General features: G+C 64.0%; 14 protein-coding genes and 1 pseudogene. 10 read left to right on the top strand and 5 right to left on the bottom strand.

Annotation, left to right across the window (positions count from 1 at the left end; genetic code table 11):
* Positions 1-18: 18 nt before the first annotated feature.
* Positions 19-203: pseudogene (locus MICSW_RS02475) on the top strand (transposase); the annotation flags it as partial.
* A gap of 57 nt (positions 204-260) precedes the next feature.
* Here the strand turns inward: MICSW_RS02475 and MICSW_RS02470 are convergent.
* Positions 261-1,721 carry a sugar transferase gene (locus MICSW_RS02470; protein WP_464498479.1) on the bottom strand — a complete coding sequence of 487 codons (1,461 nt, stop codon included), beginning with the start codon at positions 1,719-1,721 and terminating at the stop codon, positions 261-263.
* A gap of 419 nt (positions 1,722-2,140) precedes the next feature.
* Here MICSW_RS02470 and MICSW_RS02465 point away from each other — a divergent pair, with 419 nt between their 5' ends.
* Positions 2,141-3,106 carry a tyrosine-protein kinase domain-containing protein gene (locus MICSW_RS02465; protein WP_464496652.1) on the top strand — a complete coding sequence of 322 codons (966 nt, stop codon included), beginning with the start codon at positions 2,141-2,143 and terminating at the stop codon, positions 3,104-3,106.
* Positions 3,107-3,167: 61 nt separating this feature from the next.
* Here MICSW_RS02465 and cysC read toward each other — a convergent pair whose 3' ends face one another.
* The 4 genes from cysC to MICSW_RS02445 form a co-directional block, all read right to left on the bottom strand.
* Positions 3,168-4,268 carry an adenylyl-sulfate kinase gene (gene cysC, locus MICSW_RS02460; protein WP_464496651.1) on the bottom strand — a complete coding sequence of 367 codons (1,101 nt, stop codon included), beginning with the start codon at positions 4,266-4,268 and terminating at the stop codon, positions 3,168-3,170.
* Entirely contained in the window at positions 4,265-5,230 is a 966-nt protein-coding gene (locus tag MICSW_RS02455) for a sulfite exporter TauE/SafE family protein (protein WP_464496650.1), read from the bottom strand. Before MICSW_RS02455 ends, cysC begins: the two co-directional genes overlap by 4 nt.
* A gap of 109 nt (positions 5,231-5,339) precedes the next feature.
* Positions 5,340-6,257: a sulfite exporter TauE/SafE family protein gene (locus MICSW_RS02450; protein ID WP_464496649.1), complete on the bottom strand. Its 918-nt coding sequence runs from the start codon at positions 6,255-6,257 to the stop codon at positions 5,340-5,342.
* Positions 6,258-6,347: 90 nt separating this feature from the next.
* On the bottom strand, positions 6,348-6,818 hold the full coding sequence (locus MICSW_RS02445) for an RrF2 family transcriptional regulator (protein WP_464496648.1): 471 nt from the start codon (positions 6,816-6,818) through the stop codon (positions 6,348-6,350).
* Positions 6,819-6,933: 115 nt separating this feature from the next.
* On the opposite strand from MICSW_RS02445, the gene MICSW_RS02440 reads away from it, so the two are divergent.
* The 8 genes from MICSW_RS02440 (at position 6,934) to MICSW_RS02405 (ending at position 15,648) form a co-directional block, all read left to right on the top strand.
* Positions 6,934-7,701, top strand: coding sequence for a 3'(2'),5'-bisphosphate nucleotidase CysQ (locus tag MICSW_RS02440; protein ID WP_464496647.1), 768 nt, complete (start codon positions 6,934-6,936; stop codon positions 7,699-7,701).
* Entirely contained in the window at positions 7,698-8,609 is a 912-nt protein-coding gene (gene cysD, locus MICSW_RS02435; protein ID WP_464496646.1) for a sulfate adenylyltransferase subunit CysD, read from the top strand. The genes MICSW_RS02440 and cysD overlap by 4 nt, the downstream gene beginning before the upstream one ends.
* Positions 8,610-8,611: 2 nt before the next feature.
* Entirely contained in the window at positions 8,612-9,859 is a 1,248-nt protein-coding gene (locus tag MICSW_RS02430; RefSeq protein WP_464496645.1) for a sulfate adenylyltransferase subunit 1, read from the top strand.
* Positions 9,810-10,994, top strand: a complete 1,185-nt coding sequence (locus MICSW_RS02425; RefSeq protein ID WP_464496644.1) for a glycosyltransferase — start codon at positions 9,810-9,812, stop codon at positions 10,992-10,994. The genes MICSW_RS02430 and MICSW_RS02425 overlap by 50 nt, the downstream gene beginning before the upstream one ends.
* 143 nt (positions 10,995-11,137) lie before the next feature.
* Complete coding sequence (locus MICSW_RS02420) at positions 11,138-12,187, top strand: glycosyltransferase (RefSeq protein ID WP_464496643.1); 1,050 nt, start codon at positions 11,138-11,140, stop codon at positions 12,185-12,187.
* Positions 12,187-13,494, top strand: a complete 1,308-nt coding sequence (locus tag MICSW_RS02415) for a hypothetical protein (protein ID WP_464496642.1) — start codon at positions 12,187-12,189, stop codon at positions 13,492-13,494. The genes MICSW_RS02420 and MICSW_RS02415 overlap by 1 nt, the downstream gene beginning before the upstream one ends.
* Positions 13,491-14,372 carry a sulfotransferase domain-containing protein gene (locus tag MICSW_RS02410; protein WP_464496641.1) on the top strand — a complete coding sequence of 294 codons (882 nt, stop codon included), beginning with the start codon at positions 13,491-13,493 and terminating at the stop codon, positions 14,370-14,372. Before MICSW_RS02415 ends, MICSW_RS02410 begins: the two co-directional genes overlap by 4 nt.
* A 52-nt stretch (positions 14,373-14,424) precedes the next feature.
* Complete coding sequence (locus MICSW_RS02405; RefSeq protein WP_464496640.1) at positions 14,425-15,648, top strand: MATE family efflux transporter; 1,224 nt, start codon at positions 14,425-14,427, stop codon at positions 15,646-15,648.
* The last annotated feature ends 10 nt before the right edge of the window (positions 15,649-15,658 follow it).

Raw genomic sequence — 15,658 nt, 5'->3', positions numbered from 1 at the left:
GGTGCGGTAGCCGAGGGTGAGCGCCGCAAGCGCGCCGAAACGTCGATGATCACCGTCGTCGCGGACTGCTACCTCGCCGGCGGTGAGCACGCGTCGGATGGACAAGCTGGTCAACACGCTCGGGGGTCCACTCCCTCTCGAGGTCGCAGGTGTCTCGGATGGCAGCCGAGCTCGACGAGCACGTGGACCAGTTCCGGCACCGATGGTTCACCTGAGCAGTGGGAGGGGTGCCGGCATGGGGATCAAGAGCTGGTGCAGGCTCAGTGGGCGGTGTCGCCCGGCACCAGCGCCGCCCGCGCGGTCTTGAGGAGGATCGTGAGGTCACCGACGAGTGACCAGTTCTCGACGTAGGAGAGGTCGAGACGCACGGATTCCTCCCAAGACAGGGCCGAGCGTCCGCTCACCTGCCACAGGCCGGTGATGCCGGGCTTCACGAGAAAGCGCCGGTGCACGTGGTCGGCGTACTGTTCGACCTCGCGGGGCAGGGGCGGGCGGGGGCCGACGAGCGACATAGACCCGCCGATGACGTTGAACAGCTGGGGGAGCTCGTCGAGGCTGTACTTGCGCATGAAACGCCCGATCGTGGTGACGCGGGGGTCGTTCTTCATCTTGAAGAGCACTTCGTTGCCCGAGTCGCGTTGCTTCTTCTCGAGCTCTGCGAGCTGGTCTTCGGCGTCGGTGACCATGGAGCGGAATTTCAGCATGGTGAACTCGCGTCCCCGGTACCCGATGCGGGTCTGGCGGAACAGCACGGGACCTGGTGTGGAGAGGCGAACGCTTATCGCGAGGCCGAGCAGCACCGGGCTGATGAGCACGACGCCGATGGTGGCAGCCACGAGGTCGACGGCTCGCTTGACGAAGCGTTGGCCCAGCGAGAACCGGGGGGTCTCGACGTGGATGAGGGGCAGGCCCGAGACGGGTCGGATGTGGATGCGGGGGCCCGCGATGTCGACGATGCTGGGCGCGAGCACCAGGTGCTGCCGCCCCGCTTCGAGGCTCCAGGAGATCTGTTTGACCTTCGCGGGAGGCAGGTCGTCGGAGCTCGTGATCGCGACGGTGTCGGCGCCGGTTGCGCGGAGTGCGCGGTCGATCGTGTCGACGTCGCCGATGATGCGGATGTCGGTGCCCGGGATGGATCCGGCCTGGGCGCCTGTCGGGATGCAGGCGCCGACGACGCGGTACCCCGCGACGGGTTGGCGCTCGAGCTCGTGGGCGATCTGCGCCACGGAGTGGGGGGATCCGACCAGCAGCACGCGCGACATGAACCCGCCGTGTCGGCGACGGGCGAGCAGCCATTGGCGTGATAGCCATCGTGAGAGCACGAGCAGCAGGACCCCTGCGGGGAGGCTGATGAGCAGGTAGCCGCGGGCGATGTCGATCTGTAGCAGGAAGGCAGCGATGGCGATGAGCCCGAAGACTCTCAGGCTCGGTTCGACGACCCGTCGGTATTCGGTGGTGCCGGTGCCGATGACGCGGTGGCTGCGCGAGTCGGCCAGCGACAAGGCCCACAGCCAGGCGAGAATCAGACCCGCAGAGAAGAACCAGTACGACAGGTCGCTGAGACGCGTGTCTCGCAGGATGTTGAGGTGGGCTTGACCGTTGTCGAACCAGATGAGCTGGGCGCCGAAGACGACGACCACCAAGACGAGCGCGTCGGTGAGCAGCAGCCGCCGCGAGTATCTGCGCTGCCAGCCGGCCGTGCTGTCGCGAACGATGGGGATCCCACCGGTCGTCGGGCCCGGCTTCGCGGCCGGAACGGGCCGCTCACCCACGACCCGCGGCTCTGCTTGCGTCGTCACGTGACCTCCGTCGAACCTGAACTGCGGTGACACCCTATCAGCCGCATGTTTCGGGCCCGTTGCCAGCGTTGTCCGTGTGCCGTGCACGGAGGCGCCTGTAGGTCTTGGGGGTGGCCGGCCCGGGATCGGTTGGCAGGTGGATGCTGGTGCTCCGTCTGGTGGTGACTCTTGAGTCGCCTGGCCCCCTCGACCTCCAAGCCGCCATAGCCGCGCCGCCGCCCGACACCAGCCTAGGCGTCAAGCTCCGCCCAGCAAGCTGACCCACGCGGGCATTCCAGGATGCCGACCCCCAGCTTGCCGCCGACATCGCGAACGCGACGGCGGCGGGCCTGTCGGATGCCGTGGAAGAGATCGAGACGACCGCGGGTCTCACCGCGAGCCCTGTCCGACTCTCCGTTATCCGCCCGGCGCTCCCGTCGAGCGTGCCGGTGAGCCCGAACGTTCCGCTGAACCTCGCGCTCGGCGGTCTTATCGGTCTCGCGCTGGGCGTCGCGTTCGCGATCCTGCGCACGGTTCTCGACACGAAGGTGCGCAATCCGCGCGATGTCGCGCAGCTGACCGATCGTCCGATGATCGGTGTCATCCCGTTCGACCCGAAGGCGGCCGAGCGCCCGATCATCCTCGAGGCCGACCCGACCAACCAGCGCGCGGAGGCGTTCCGCGCCCTGCGCACGAACCTGCAGTTCGTCGAGCTGGATGGCGGCCAGACATTCGTCCTCACGTCGAGCATCCCCAGCGAGGGCAAGTCGACGACGGCGGTGAACCTCGCGATCGCGCTCGCGGATGCCGGCAAGCGTGTCGCTCTTCTCGACACCGACCTGCGCAAGCCCAAGGTCGCCGAATACCTCGGCATCGAGGGCGCGGTCGGGCTGACGGATGTCTTGATCGGCCGCGCGAAGGTCACCGATGTGATGCTTCCGTGGGGCCGTCGTCCGCTGTATGTGCTTCCCGCCGGCAAGGTGCCGCCGAACCCGTCCGAGCTGCTCGGGTCGTCGCAGATGAAGGCGCTTCTCGAAGACTTCGCGAAGACCTTCGATGTCGTGATCTGCGACGCTCCCCCGCTTCTTCCGGTCACGGATGCCGCGGTCCTTTCACGCCTGACGGCTGGCGCGATCGTCATCACGGCTGCAGGACGCACCACGACTCACCAGCTCGACGGCGCGCTGGATGCCCTCGAGACCGTCGGTGCGAAGGTCGCTGGCCTCGTGATGACCATGGCCCCGACAAAGGGGCCGGACTCGTACATGTACGGCTATGGGTATGGCTACGGCTACGGGTACGGCTACGGCCACTCCGACAAGAAGTAGTCAGGCGAGCCGACCAGCCGAGATCGCGCCCGCATAGCCGCGCCAAGGGGAGCGGCGATCGTCAGCGCGGCAGCGCGGCGACGATCTGATCCACGGCGTCGTCCGGGCTCACCACACTGGCGTCGATCGCAAGGTCGGCATCCGTGGGCGTTTCGTAGGGGTCGCTGATTCCGGTGAACTGCGGAATCTCGCCGGCGCGAGCCTTCGCGTAGAGGCCCTTGCGGTCGCGCGCTTCGCAGACCTCGAGCGGCGTGGAGATGTGGACGAGCATGAACCGTCCGACGTTCTCGGCTCGCTCTCGCATCTCAGCCCGCATCTCCGTGTACGGCGCGATGGGGGCGCACACGGCGATGCCACCGTGCTTGGCGATGAGCGCCGCGACCCAGCCGATCCGGCGCACGTTCATGAGGCGGTCCTCGCGCGAGAAGCCGAGCTTGGACGAGAGGATGAGGCGCACCTCGTCGCCATCGAGAAGCGTGACAGTGCGCTCGTCGACCTCGCCGAGCCGTTCAGCGAGAAGCTTCGCGATCGTGGACTTTCCGGATCCCGACAGCCCAGTGAGCAGGATGACGAGACCATCACCGACGGCTCGTTCGGTGTCCCAGACCTCGATCTCGTCGGCGACGAGCGCGCGGGCAGCAGCGGTGACAGCGCTGCGCCACTCGTCGGCGGATCGGAGCGCGGCGTCGGGGGCGGGAAGAACCCGCACGTCACGACCTGCCGCGAGCGCGTGACGCACATCGCGACTCAGCGCCGCTGCATGATGGCCGGTGTCCAGTACGACGAGCGGCCGGTCGCCCAGAGATCCCCAGCGGGGGTCATCGTCACCGGGAAGGTCGCCGAGCACCACCACGGCACTCGCGGCGCGGGGTGCGTCAGCGGCGATGCGCCGGTCGCGGTGCAGTTGGTGGCCGAAGGGACGAAGCTGTGTCGCCGATCCGACGAGCCATTCGCCCTCGGCAACGTCATCAGCGGCCTCGACGGCGGCGAGGGGCGTGCCCTCCTGGTCGAGCAGCTCCACGGTGCCGCTCGCGAGAGCCTCAGTCACGCGTAGGCGGCCGCCGGCGCCGGCAGATGCGTAGGAGACCGGTCCGAGGCCACCGGCGAGCACGAGCTCGAGCTCGGCGACTCCAGCCGGGCTCAGCGTGATGCGGGCGGTCACGAGGGCGACTCGGTGTCGCCGCTCGGGGTCTCTTGTAGTTCGCGAGCGCGCTTCTCTTGGCGCTGCGTGGGCTTGAGTCCGTGGCGGGTGCGCAGATACATCCAGCCCAGCGTACCGATCACGAACGCCCCGATGACGAGGATGAGGGTCCACTCGTTCGAGACCTTGAGCATCTTGAGGCCGGCTGCGAGCAGCACGAGCGCCAGAGCGCGTCGAACGATGGTTCCAGAGACCCGCGATGAGAGCCGGGCACCGAAGTATGCGCCGGGGATCGCGCCGATCGTGAGCGGCCACACGATTCCCCAGTCGACGTCGCCGTAGAGCAGATGGCCGGCGGCCGCCGCGATCACGAGCGGCACGGCCTGCACGAGGTCGGTGCCGACGAGTCGGTTGGCCGAGAGCATCGGATACAGGGCCATCAGCGTGATGATGATGAACGATCCGGACCCCACCGAGGTGAGGCCCACCATGAGGCCCCCGACGATGCCGACGATGACCGTGATGACGATCTTGACCTTGATGTCTTTGTCGGCGACTTCGGGCTGAGCAATCTCTTCACCGCGCATGATGCGCGCGTGGGTTCGCATGGCGATGTAGGCGCGCACGATCAGCAGCGCCGACGCGATGAGCAACACGACGCCGAGCGCGGTCTTGACGAAGTTGTTGACTTCTTCCATCGGCCCGATCGCACTGATGATCAGGGCACCCGAGAACGCGGCGGGCACGGATCCGACAACCAGCCAGAGCACGATCTTCCAGTGCACGGTGCCGTGCCGCATGTGCACGATCGAGCCGACGGGCTTCATGAAGGCGCTCGTGATGAGGTCGCTCGAGACGGCGGTGAGCGGCGAGACACCGAAGAACAACACGAGCACGGGCGTCATGAGGGCGCCACCGCCCATGCCGGTCAAGCCGACGACGATTCCGATTCCGAGACCCGCAAGGGCAAGTCCCCAATCCATGCGGTGCCCCCTCGTAAATTCCGACCGGATTAGTCGGTATTCAACGGCACGGATGCCGCGGAGGCAAGTTGAGCCGTGTTAACAGCTCGTCAATTCTTCGCGCATGTCTTCACTCGGCACTCTCGGCCAGCGTGCGCTCGGGCGCCTGGTCACGTCGAGCAAGACGGCGGTCGTTCAGCACGGCCTGCACCGAGATCCACACGGCACCGACCCACAGCACGATCACCCCACCGAGCACCCACCAGGTCAGCAGCCCGCCCGTCTGGTCAACGCCGAGCATGATCGTGCGGGTGTTTGTGAAGACAATCATGCCGCCCACGAGCGAGCCGAGAAGGCGGGGCGGCATGATGCGCACGAGCCAGGCTGCGACCGGGGCGGCGACAAGGCCCCCAATGAGCAGCGCGAGGACCCACGCCATATCGAAGCCTTGAGAACCGAGGCCGATGAAGAACCCGACGCTGGCCGAGACGGCGACCAGGAATTCGCTCGTGTCGATCGTGCCGATGACTTTGCGCGGTTCCATTCGGCCGCTGGCAAGCAGCGCCGGCGTTCCGACGGGCCCCCATCCGCCTCCACCGGTCGCATCGATGAAACCGCCGAACAGACCAAGGGGAGCCAGGAACCGCAGGCGAAGCGGCCTGGATCCGTCGGGCTTGGGAAGCGCCCGGAACGTGAAGCGCACGAGCACGTACAGGCCGAGCGCGAGCAGGATGCCGCTCATCAGGGGTCGGGCCGCCTCACTCGACAGGTTCGAGAGCAGCGTCGCACCGAGGAACGCGCCGATCGCGCCGGGGATGCCGACCTTGGCGACGACTTTCCAGTCGACGTTGCCGAACTTCCAATGCGAGATTCCCGACGCGAGGGTCGTGCCGATCTCGGCAAGGTGGACGGAGGCGCTCGCGGCGGCGGGGCTCGCGCCGATGAGCAGCAGAAGGGTCGTCGAGGTGACGCCGTAGGCCATGCCCAGCGCGCCGTCGACGAGTTGAGCGGCGAAACCGACGACCGCGAGCAAGAGCAGGGTTTGCATTCGATGCCTCTTCCCGATAAATCCGACTGGATTAGTGGGTATTAAGACACACGAAGGACCTAGTGCGCAAATGAACAGTTCGAGAACCGGTCAGTCGCCGAGAGAAGAAGCGTTCAGCCAGGCGCGAGGCTCGTCAGCGAGCGCCTGCACAGACGCGGGCAGGCTGCCCGCGGCAAGGTCGGCGATCGTTGTCGCCTCGAGCACAGCGCGCACGTTCGCCCGCAACGCAACCCACAGTGTTGCGAGAGCCTCTTGCTCCTCGGCGTAGTCGACGTCCGACGGCCGCGCATCCCGCACGTAGACGAGGGGCCCATCAACGGCACGGATGACGTCAGCGACCGACACCGTCGACGCAGCCAGCGCGAGCCGATACCCGCCGGCAGCACCACGCCGACTGGTGACGATTCCGGCCCGCCGCAGCGAGGTCAGAATGCCTTCGAGAAAGCTCCCGGGAATCCCCTGCGACTCGGCTACGGCATCTGCCGAAATGACCTCATCGTCGGCCTGCGCGATCGCGACGGTCGCGCGGACGGCATAGTCCGCTCGGGCTGAGATGCGCATACCCGATTATGGCCTGTTACGTACGCGTAACGCGGGAGAGACCCGGCGTTCGTTTGACGACACACGCTTACGGTAAGGTCGCTCAGCGTACGGTCAGCCATCGGGAAAGCGACCAATGACACAAGCACCATCGAGCGACTCAACGCTCGCAGAATCGATCGCACGTACGGCCGCCGAAGTCCTGATCACCACTCGCCGAGAGTTCCTCGGCGATGATCTTCGCGCGCTCAAAGACGCGGGAGACGCTGCCGCGCAGGCGCACATCGCTGGGCGTCTCGACGCCGAAGCGCCGGGCGACGCCGTGCTGAGCGAAGAGGCGAAAGACACTGCTGAGCGGCTGTCGGCAGACCGCGTCTGGATCATCGACCCCCTTGACGGCACGCGCGAGTTCTCCGAGAGCCGCGATGACTGGGCAGTGCACGTCGCCCTCTGGCAGGATGGCGAGCTTGCCCTCGGCGCGGTAGCCCTCGGCGGGCCTGACACCGTGCTCTCGAGCGCTACTGTTCCCGCTCCCCCGGCGCGCCCTGAGGGACCGATCCGCATCGCCGTGAGCCGTTCCCGGCCGCCGGAGATCGTGAACGCGGTTGCCGAAACCCTCGGCGCCACGCTCGTCGCGATGGGGTCGGCGGGCGTCAAGGTGTGTGCCGTCGTGACGGGCGAAGTGGATGCTTACGTCCATGGTGGCGGACAATACGAGTGGGACTCGGCGGCTCCGGTCGCGGTTGCCCGCGCGGCGGGTCTGCACACCTCTCGCCTCGACGGAAGCCCCCTCGTCTACAACCAAGAAAGCCCCTACCTCCCCGACCTCGTCGTCTGCCGCCCGGAGTTCGCGGCGCAGATTCTCGAGGCCATCGCGAACGCTGAACGGAAGGCATCGGAGTGACATCGCCTAATCAGTACGCGCTCAGCCAGCTCCAGATTCTGGAGGCTGAGTCGATCCACATCATCCGCGAGGTCGTCGCGCAGATGGAACATCCGGCGCTGCTCTTCTCAGGCGGCAAGGACTCCATCGTGCTGCTGCACCTGGCGATGAAGGCCTTCCACCCGGCGCCGATCCCCTTCCCGATTGTGCACGTCGACACGGGTCACAACTTCCCCGAGGTGCTCGAGTTCCGGGACTCGATCGTCGAGAAGCACGGCATCCGACTGGTCGTCGGGTCGGTGCAGGAAGCGATCGACAAGGGCACAGTTCGTGAGGAGCCGAACGGTTCTCGGAACCGGATCCAGACGCCCGTGCTGCTCGACACGATCGAGAAGAACCAGTTCGACGCGTGCATGGGCGGCGCGCGCCGCGATGAAGAGAAGGCGCGCGCCAAGGAGCGCGTTTTCTCGTTCCGCGACGAGTTCGGTCAGTGGGACCCGAAGAACCAGCGCCCCGAGCTCTGGAGCCTCTACAACGGACGCGTGCACCCCGGCGAGAACATCCGCGTGTTCCCGCTGTCGAACTGGACCGAGCTCGATATTTGGCAGTACATCGGCGAGTACGGCGTCGACATCCCGTCGATCTACTTCGCTCACGACCGCGACGTCTTCGTGCGCAACGGCATGCTGTTCGCCGCGAACGAGTTCTGCATTCCCAGGGAAGGCGAGGTCGTCGAGACCCGCAAGGTGCGCTACCGCACCGTCGGTGACGCGACCCTGACGGCGGCGGTGGCATCGGATGCCGACACCGTCGACCTGATCATCGAAGAAGTGGCAGCGACGCGCGTCACCGAGCGTGGTGCGACCCGCGGTGACGACAAGGTCAGCGAGGCCGCGATGGAAGACCGGAAGAAGCAGGGGTACTTCTAAACATGGACATGCTGCGATTTGCGACCGCTGGTTCGGTCGACGACGGCAAGAGCACGCTCATCGGCCGTCTGCTGTATGACTCGAAGTCGATTTTCGAAGACCAGCTCGAGAGTGTTGAGGCAACGAGCAAGGCCCGCGGCGACGAGTACGCCGACCTCTCCCTGCTGACCGACGGTCTGCGCGCCGAGCGCGAGCAGGGCATCACCATTGATGTCGCCTACCGCTACTTCGCGACTCCCAAGCGCAAGTTCATCATCGCCGACACCCCGGGCCACGCGCAGTACACGCGCAACATGGTCACCGGCGCATCGACGGCAGATCTTGCGATCGTGCTGGTGGATGCCCGCAAGGGTGTGCTCGAGCAGAGCCGCCGCCACGCCACCATCGCGTCGCTGTTGCGCGTGCCGCACATCGTGCTCGCCGTGAACAAGATGGACCTCGTCGACTGGTCGCAAGAGGTCTTCGAGTCGATCCGTGATGAGTTCTTCGCGTTCGCGTCGAAGCTCAACATCACCGACATGACGGCGATCCCCCTGTCGGCGCTCGCCGGCGACAACGTCGTGAACCGCTCCGAGAACATGCCCTGGTACGAGGGCACGTCTCTCATGCACCACCTCGAGAACGTCTACATCGCGAGCGACCGCAACCTGCAGGACGTTCGCTTCCCGGTGCAGTACGTCATTCGCCCCCAGCAGAGCGCGCACCGGGATTACCGCGGGTACGCCGGCCAGGTAGCCAGCGGCGTCATGAAGATCGGTGACGAGATTCTCGTACTGCCGAGCGGCCTCTCGTCGAAGATCGTCGGCCTCGACACCGCCGACGGTCCGGTCGACGAGGCGTTCCCGCCGATGTCGGTCACCGTGCGTCTCGCTGACGACATCGACATCTCGCGCGGCGACGTGATCTGCCGCAAGGGCAATCACCCCGAAGTCACTCAGGACATCGACGCCATGGTCTGCTGGATGGACGACGTTCCGCTGACGGTCGGCCAGAAGCTGTCGATCCTCCATACGACCCGCGCAGCGCGCGCCGTTGTGAAGGAAATCTCCTACGAGCTCGACGTCAACACGCTCCACCGCACGGAGATGGCGAGCGAGCTCGGTCTCAACTCAATCGGTCGCGTGAAGCTACGTACGACGACGCCGCTCGTGGCAGATGAGTACGTCCGCAACAGGACGACGGGCGCGTTCGTGCTAATCAATGAGTCGACCAACCGCACCGTGGGCGCGGGCACGATCACTGAGATCTGAGCTGTCTCTAGACAGGGGATTACAAACCATGGTGGGTCTCATCGCGCACGAGTGGATTGAGCCACACGGTGGAGCCGAGAAGGTACTCGACCGATTCGTAGAACTCTTTCCTGCCGCTGATGTCTTCTGCCTGTGGGATGACACCAGAGGCGCACGCTACTCCGACCGAGATGTGCGAGAGAGCTGGATCGCGCGCACGCCGCTACGCCGCACCAAGCACCTGGCGCTGCCGGCAATGTTGCCAACTTGGCTGCGGGTCGCGAATGACAGTCATGATTGGGTGCTAGCGAGTTCGCACCTATTCGCCCACCATGCGGCCTCCGGGCGGGGCTCTAGGGCGACGAGTTTCGCGTATATCCACACACCCGCGCGTTACATTTGGGCGCCCGAGTATGATCGGCGAGGCAATAGCCTGCTCGCGCGTGTCGCGCGGCGGCCACTCCAGGCAGTAGACAGGAGGGCCGCCCAGAATGTCGATGTGCCCATTGCGAATAGCCACTTCATCGCCAGACGCATCGCGGAATCCTGGGGACGCGAAGCCGTGGTAGTGCATCCGCCAGTCGATGTCGCTCGAATTCAGGCTGTTCCGGACTGGACTGCGCAAGTAGATCCCGAGGAGGCAGCCGTCCTCGACTCCCTTCCGGCCGAGTTCCTGCTTGGGGCCTCGAGGTTTGTGCCCTACAAACGCCTCGACCTCGTTGTTAGGGCTGGCGAGCTAACAAATCTTCCCGTTGTACTCGCGGGATCGGGACCCGACGAGGCGGCACTACGGGATTTGGCTACTCAGGCAAGAGTGCCCGTGCGGATTCTCTCAAGACCAAGTGACAACATGCTGTTTGCGCTGTACCAGCGTTCACTGGCGTATGTTTTTCCTCCAGTAGAGGACTTCGGCATTATGCCTGTCGAAGCGATCGCAGCGGGCGCACCTGTGGTCGTCAACGTAGTCGGGGGCGCGAATGAGACGGTAGCGGCAACTGGCGGCGGTGCTACCTTTCACGAAGGGTCGGACTCATCGCTTCGCGCGGCCGTGAACGCTGCTATTGCGGTCGACAGACAAGCAGGATCTAAGGCTGCGCGAGCGTTCGATGCCGCCAAATTCGACCAGAAGATGCGCAACCTAATCGGATCCGCGTGATGTCGGCCCATTCCGCACCTCCACCTCTCGCACGCGACGAGTCAGTGGGGCCGATAGCTCACCTGGACCATGCTTCAGCTCCCGGCGGTGCCGAGTTGGCGCTGCGACGTCTCATGGAGTTGCCAGGTCCTGAGGTGCGTACGGTGTTCATCCCCAACACGGGCAGCACAGGGGTTTTTGCGAGCGTCTCCGCGCACATAAGGCCCGTCGGTCCGAGCCAAGAGCCCGGTGCTTCGAGAGCCAAGTTCTTCGGCTCAGCGCGGTTTGCGTACACGGTGTTGCGAATGGCGCTGTCCCTTCGCGGCGACGCGGTCTTCAAGAAGTCCAGGATCGTCCACGCGAACTCGACACGATCCGGGCTGTATGGCGCCATTGCATGCCTCGGCACCAAGAAGACGCTCATTGTGCATCTTCGAGACAGGGTTGACTCGGCAACCCTGGGTCGGGTCGGAGAGGCCCTATATCGAAGGGTCGCGCTTCGGCGGGCAAACGGAGTACTCGCGAACTCGCGTGCAACCCTACAGAGCGCATCCGCGTCGATAAGGGCGGGCGTCCCAAGCGCCGTTGTGCCGAGCCCGATCGGACTCGACGAGGCGGTACGTCAAGTCGAGGTGCGCCAGAATGTTCAGGCCGTGGGAATGGTCGCCAGGTTGACACCGTGGAAGGGTCAGCACCTGCTCATGAAGGCGTTCGCCAGCGCGTTTCCCGACGATCGGGTCCGCCTTGTACTCGCCGGAGGAACACTATTCGGCGAGGAAGACTACCTTGGGGAGCTACACTCGCTAGCGTCGTCCCTGCGCATCGATGATCGAGTCGACTTTGTTGGCCACATAGACGATGTCAGTTCACTACTGCGGTCTTTGGACATTGCCGTTCAAGCTTCCGTGCGGCCGGAGCCATTGGGGCAAAACGTGCTGCAGTACCTCAAGATGGGCCTTCCAACTATCGGGATGGATGAGGGAGGACCAGCCGAGTGGATAACCGACGGCTACAACGGCTTACTTGCTGAGCCGCGTAACGAAGCGTCTCTCGCTATAGCATTGCGCCGACTGGCTGGCGATTTCGAGCTTCGGCGCCGACTTGCTATGGCCGCCCGTTCCAGCGTTCCGCGGGACGACATTGCAATCGCACAGGCTCACTGGGAGCTAATGTACGCGGCGCAAGCTGCGCAATCGAGAAAACGACGCACCTGATGACGACCTGGCTGCTTGTCTTTCTCACGGCTGTCCAGCTAGTCGAAGCTTACCGTCGCCGAGATCCGGTTCTGTTCGGCATCGGCGTCTCCATCGCCAATTTTTACACCCTCCGATCCGTGATCCTCGCGACAGGATGGGAACCCGCCGAACCGCCATACCTCTTCGACGCAGAGTCGTCGGCGCTTTATTCGGCGGTTGATCTGCTGGTCTGTCTATGGATCGTTTGCATCCTGGCCACTCCCATCGGAAGGATCAGCCAAGAGACATGGAATGCTGCTCCGTCTCGCTCCGCGCCGAATGAACCGAGGGTCACTCAGATCGCCGTTTGGCCAGCCGCCTTAGCGGTGGGCGCGATGGTCATATGGCTGCTAGTGAGCGGCGGCGGTTTCGCTGCCGTGCAGAGGGCTGCACGCATAGGTGACGCTGAAGGAGGCGGTACGGGAATCTACCTCGCACTGCCCTCGATCCTACTAGTTGTAGCCCTCTGGAGAATTCGCTCTGATGTAATCAGTCAGCGTCAGCCAGGGGTTGTCGGGATAGCCGCGCTACTCCTATCCTTTTTTGCATTTTTCCTGCTCGGTTCGCGGACGCCGATCGTAGCCGGCCTGCTCGCTCTCGTCATCGGGGCGATCATGCGGATGCGCATTCGAGCCCGCTTCTCGGCGCGACTCCTCATGATTCTCGCCGCCGCCGCGGTACTCGTTCCTCAGATCGCGCTTTGGCTAAAGGCTCTTCGCGATGAAACACTCGCTACAGCAGTGAACGCAGTGAACCAGGCAGAGTTCTCGAAAGCTCTGAACGCGATTTACTACGACGGTTTCAGTCTAGTAGTAAGGGACTCCGATCGATTTGTGGTAAAACCCTCACGGTTCGTCTTCTTTGAACAGAGCACGTCCGTAATACCGAGCGCAATCTGGCCGGACAAGCCAGACTTGAGTTCGATCGGCAAGTGGCTTCGGCAGCAGTATGAGCCATCTAGAGTGAATGGCTGGCCAGTGGGCGCGCCGGGCGATTGGTATCTCCTGTTTGGCGTCGTGGGCATACCCTTGGGGGCGATACTAACCGTACTCGCGGCACGGATGGTTCTTCTAGCCGCATCCAAGCTGGACGCTAACGTGGGTATCGAACTTGCTGCGCTGTGGTCCCTCGTCGTTTTCAAGGCGGGGCTCGACGCTGAGTTCTTCGCGCGCGCCGTTGTATGGATATTGGTTCCAGTCGTGTACATCCTCCTACTCAGAAAGAAGAACCGCGTGGCGCCGCCAGCTCTAGCCCGGTTCCATCGATATAGAAGGGCACATACGTGAATCAGATTTTTGTAATTGGTGCTGCAAGGGCAGGAACAACTGCGATCGCAGAATTGGTTGCTGATGCCTTCGAGCTAGAGCTCGCGAAGGGAAAGGAGTCACACTTTCTCGCAGCGAACGGCATACCCGCCAAGTCGCTGGGCCCGAGCGGAGCCGTGTTTGACAGGAGCCGCGACCACACCATATCGGAGTTTCGACGGCGCTTCCGTAGCTGGCCGCCGAGTGGCTTCGTGGACGGCTCGACTAGCTCGCTTTACTACGCCAAGCAGACTGCGGAGGCTCTCAACGAGCACTTTCCCTCGGCCCGGCTCATTGCGGTGCTCCGGAACCCGCGAGAACGCGCGGTTTCGGCGTACCGCTACTTGCGCGCGAGAGGATTCGAGGCGGAAACTCTTGCTAGCGCGCTTGATCTCGAGAAAGAGCGAATCGCCAGCGGTTGGCCGCATATCTGGCACTACCGCGCCGAAGGGGAGTACGCTTCGCAGATCGAAGCGCTTGGTGAATGGAGGGCACGAACCCTTTTTCTGCTTTACGAAACTGATCTGCGCGATAACGCGTCGCTCATCGAACGTATCGGCGACCACATAGAGATGACACCACGCCGGGGTGCATCAATCGCGCGCCGAAACCAAGCACAAGCGTTTCGTAGCCCCTGGTTCGGCCGAGCAATGGAGGCCGCTAGGTCATCCTGGCTCGCGCAACGAGCCCCCGAGTTCGTGAGAACTGGAGCTGCTAAGGCTATCTCTCCGCTTAGGTCATCCGAGGCTCCCGAATATGACAGCGAGGGGGAAGATGCGCTTGTGACGCTAGTGGGAGAGCAGGCGGAGCGCGTGCAAGCACTGACTTCGCTCCCAACGCGCGCGGCTTGGCACGCCTAATGCATGGTCTAGATTGCGACTGCTCTGTATACAGCCATCGAGGCGCCAAGGGATGAAGAAGCGGTTACCGCGTGCGCTAAGAACTGCTGCCGGCGCCGCAGACCAGTACATATACTCCCTCAGCAATTTCTTGCCCGCGATCGCAGTTGCGCGGCAGGTGTCAGTAGATCAGTTCGCTCTGTTTGCTTCGGTGACGCTCGTCTACACTCTTATCCTCGGGGCCGGCCGCGCGTCGATTGGTGAAACACTTGCTGTGCGTCTTTCGAGCGAATCGGCAATCGAAAATCTGCTCCGCACGCTCCGCCACTACGTGTTCGTTCTAGCCTTGGGGTTCGCGCTTCCGTTTCTGGCTCTCATGACGACAGTATCGCTCTTGGTACCTGCCAGTACGAACTGGATATGGGTCGCGCTCATTGCGCTGGGGCTGCCATTTCACCTCATTCAAGACGCCGCACGAATCGTCCTCTTGTCCCGGCTTCGCTCCCCGGCGGTGCTCCTCGCTGACACAATATGGCTCGCGCCGACAGTGGCCGCATTGTTTATACCTGCCGATATCAACGTTCTACTTGCGGTAACAGCGCTCTGGTCTTTCGGAGGAATTGCCTCGTGCTTCGTATTGGCTCCTCCGGTTCGGGTCAGGTCCCCAGAGCATAATCTGCTCTGGCATCACCAGCATTCGTTCCCCTCACTCACCGAATATGCGATGCAGCCAGCTGTTGTTCAGCTGTCCCAGCTTGCAGCAGGCTTTGTGGGCTCACCAAGCGCAGTCGCGGCTCTACGTGGCGCGGCGACTTTGTTCCGCCCGCTTCAGCTGGCGCTCACCGCCCACCGGTCGTTGGTTATCGGCCGTCGCCATAGGTCAGATACTCCCCCGAGTGAGGGACCGACGAGGGAGTGGGGCGCTCAGTCGCTAGCCGTACTGGGAACGATCGCATACGGCCTCGTGCTACTCGTCACCCCATCGGATGTCGGCGACCTGGTGCTTGGGGAGAGCTGGGATGTGGTGCGTTCAATTGTCGTTCCTTTCACCCTCTCGCAGGTTGCAAGTCAGGCAACATACCTCATCGTCACGAAGCTCAAGTCCGAGGGGCGACTCCGCCGAATTGGATACTTGCGCGCGGTGGGTGTGGTCTCGATCCCGCTCGCCACCATCGTCGGTGCAGCTACTTTTGACGTGGTTGGAGCCGCCTGGGGCTTCTGCATCGGTCAGTGGATCGGAGCAGCATGGACGTTCTTCTTTGCGAGGCACGTGCAGGCATCGTCCGGGCCGGAGTGATGGCGACGAG

Source organism: Microbacterium sp. SW12 (genome assembly GCF_055391095.1).
Note: the sequence above shows the minus strand (reverse complement) of the source record. Positions and strands in the feature narration are given on the sequence as shown.